This is a genomic window from Cellulomonas citrea, assembly GCF_009829685.1.
Classification (GTDB): Bacteria; Actinomycetota; Actinomycetes; order Actinomycetales; family Cellulomonadaceae; genus Cellulomonas; species Cellulomonas citrea.
On the sequence record NZ_VWSD01000235.1, the window covers coordinates 1 to 2,804 of the forward strand.

The window sequence follows — 2,804 nt, forward strand, 5'->3', positions numbered from 1 at the left end:
CTCGGCCGACTGACCGACCCGGGCCGGGGCCGCGACCCCGGCCGGCTGACCGACACCGTCGGCGGGTGCCCGGCCGGCCGCGGCCGGGCACCCGCCGACGTCCTCAGATGAAGAGCGTGCCGTTCGAGTCGTTCGCGTCGCCGAGCATGGTGGCGACCCCGCCGAGCTCGATGCCGTCGATGAGCTCCGAGCGGTCGATGCCGAGCAGGTCCATCGTCATGGTGCAGGCCACGATCTTGGCGCCGCCCTCGATCGCCGAGGCGATGAGCTCGGGCACCGTCGGCACCTTGTTGTCGGTCATCACCTTCTTCATCAGGGCCGTGCCGGCGCCCAGCATGTTGAGCTGGGACAGCTTGAGCCGGTCCGGGCCGCTGGGCATCATCGCGCCGAACATCTTGTCGAGCACCGACTTGTTCGCCACCGGCGGCGCCTGCGGGCGGCGCAGCGCGTTGAGCCCCCAGAAGGTGAAGAACATCGCCACCTCCTCACCCATCGCGAGGGCGCCGTTGGCGATGATGAAGGTCGCGAGCACCTTGTCCATGTCGCCGGAGAACACGATGAACGTCTTCTTCGGCGCCGCCTGCACCGCGCTCCGCGCCGCGACCTGCCCACCGCCCTTGCGGATCCGGGCCACGTACCCGGCGCCCTCGGGGACCAGCTCGAGCAGCTCGTGCCCGTTGGTCTTCGCCCACGCCGGTGCGTCGAGCCGGAACCCCGGGTCGCTCACGTGCGCCAGCACCTCGTCGCCGGGGGCCAGGTGCTCGATCTCCTTGCGCAGCGCCATGATCGGGCCGGGGCACGCCAGGCCGGTGCAGTCCAGGTCGACGACGACCCCCGAGGCGGCCGGCCGGCTGGAGGTCGCGGCCTCCGCGTAGGAGATGACGGGCGTCGGGGCGTCCACCTCGGTGGGTGCCACGTGGTGGTGGGCCCGGAACGTCGTCATCCCGCCGGACAGCGTGGCGACGTCGGTGAACCCGCGCTGCACCAGGGCCCGGTAGGCCAGGTAGGAGCGGAACCCGACGGCGCAGTACAGCCGCAGCGGGACGTCGCGGTCCCAGTCCTCGCTGGCCTCGCGGATGGTGCACAGCGGTACGTTCTGCGCACCCGGCAGGTGCCAGATCTCGAACTCCTCCGGACCGCGCACGTCGATGATGCGGGCGCCGTCGACGGCCTGCGGCCAGTCCTTGGCGTACCAGAGCCGCAGATCGCCCTTGAGCAGGTTGGTCGCCATGAACCCGGCCATGTTGACCGGGTCCTTCGCCGAGCCGAACGGCGGGGCGTAGGCGAGCTCCAGGCTCTCCAGGTCGTGCACCGTCATCCCCGCGCGCAACGCGGTGGCCAGCACGTCGAGGCGCTTGTCGACCCCGTCGAACCCGGAGATCTGGGCGCCGAGGATCGCGCCGTCGGACGGGGAGAACGTCAGTTTGACGTCCATCATCGCGGTGCCGGGGTAGTAGCCGGCGTGACCGTGCGGGTGCGTCTGCACCGTGAGGTAGGGGATGCCGGCGGCGACCAGCTGCTTCTCCGAGGCGCCGGTGGCACCGGCCACCATGTCGAACACCTTGACGATCGAGGTGCCCTGGGTGCTGCTGTAGGTGGTGTCCCGGCCGCACATGTTCTCGGCGGCCACCCGGCCCTGCCGGTTCGCCGGGCCGGCCAGCGGGATCAGCCAGGTGTCGGGCAGCACGGTGTGCTCGACCTCGACGGCGTCGCCGGCGGCCCAGATCGACGGGTCGGAGGTCCGCATGTGGTGGTCGACGGCGATCCCGCCGCGCGGTCCGAGCTCGATCCCGGCCGCGCGGGCCAGCGCGACGTTGGGCCGCACGCCCGCGGCCATGATGACCAGGTCGGTCGTGAGGAAGGTGCTGTCGCGCAGCTCGACCTGGGTGCGCCCGTCGGGCCGCGCGCTGAACGCGGCGGCGGCGGTGCCCAGGTGCAGCTCGACGCCGTGCGAGCGCAGGTAGTTCTCCATCGCGGTGGTCATCTCGCGGTCGAGCGGCGGCATGATCTGGTCCGCCATCTCCACGATCGCGACCTGGACGCCGCGCTCGTGCAGGTTCTCCGCCATCTCCAGGCCGATGTACCCGGCCCCGATGACGACGGCGTGCCGCACCCCGCCGGTGCGCGCCTTGTCGCCCTGCCCGTCGACCAGGTGCTTGATGACGTCCATGTCGCCGATCCGGCGCAGCACGTGCACCGACGGCAGGTCGATCCCGGGCAGCGTCGGGCGCACCGGGTCGGCGCCGGGTGCCAGGGCGAGCGCGTCGTAGGGCTCGTCGTACTCCTCGCCGGTGTCGCGCACCCGCACGTGCACCGTCTTGGCCGTACGGTCGACCGCGAGCACCTCGACGCCGTTGCGGACGTCGATGTCGAGCGACTCGCGCAGGCTCTGCGGGGTCTGCAGCAGCAGACGGGAGCGATCCTTGATCGTCTCGCCGATGTGGTAGGGCAACCCGCAGTTGGCGAAGGAGACATGGTGACCGCGTTCGAACACGACGATGTCCGCGTGCTCGTCCAGACGTCGGGCCCGGGCGGCGATCGACATCCCTGCTGCGACACCGCCGACGACGACGATCTTCACGGTGCGGTCCTTCCGTTCGTGGGCCTCGCGCGCACCGGGGCGTCCGGTGGCGTCCCTCGACGCTACGGGCGGCCCACGAGGTCATCCCAGGACTCAGGTCGGATACCCCGGGGGGTACGGGTGTGCGCTCGGTCACACTGGTCCGCTCGCGGCCGGGCGGCGTCCCGGCCCGCTGCCCCGGCGCGGCGGGTCGCAGCGTGACGGGCCCCCGCGCGACGGGCCG

1 protein-coding gene is annotated in these 2,804 nt (G+C 72.0%); it reads right to left on the reverse strand.

Annotated elements, in window-relative coordinates:
• Positions 1-103 precede the first annotated feature (103 nt).
• Positions 104-2,581: an FAD-dependent oxidoreductase gene (locus tag F2B26_RS15550; protein ID WP_159810902.1), complete on the reverse strand. Its 2,478-nt coding sequence runs from the start codon at positions 2,579-2,581 to the stop codon at positions 104-106.
• Positions 2,582-2,804: the final 223 nt, after the last annotated feature.